The 368-nt window shown below is 68.2% G+C and carries 1 protein-coding gene; it reads right to left on the reverse strand.

What is annotated here, in order from left to right:
* Positions 1-316: hypothetical protein (locus NE591_RS13290; protein ID WP_256156867.1), on the reverse strand; the 316-nt coding region annotated here is incomplete at its 3' end.
* Positions 317-368: the final 52 nt, after the last annotated feature.

Consider the following 368-nt stretch of genomic DNA (forward strand, 5'->3'; position numbering starts at 1 on the left):
CCACTACATCCGTACCCATCTGGAGGATTCCCCGGTGTACGCCCAGATGCAGGAGCGCATGAAGGAAATGGGCGAGAAGGTGGAGCACCAGCATGACCGTGGCGGCGCGGCGCGGGGCCACGGGCTCGCACGGCGCCCCGGCGAGATACGCCCGAGCCCGCTCCACCACGCCGGGCTGGTCGTCCACAGAGTACTCCACATAGGCGCCGGGGGAAAGCGGCTCGCGGATGCTCTGGACGCGCCGTCTCTCCGTCGCGCCCGCCACATTCGCCGCCACCTCGGCCGCATGACTCGTCTTGCCCGCGCTCTCGCTCATTTTTCCGCTCCTGCCAACAGCTCGGCGATGTCCCTCACGGGCACATCGGAAT

The sequence above is a fragment of the Adlercreutzia sp. DFI.6.23 genome, assembly GCF_024462535.1.
Taxonomy (GTDB): Bacteria; Actinomycetota; Coriobacteriia; order Coriobacteriales; family Eggerthellaceae; genus Adlercreutzia; species Adlercreutzia rubneri.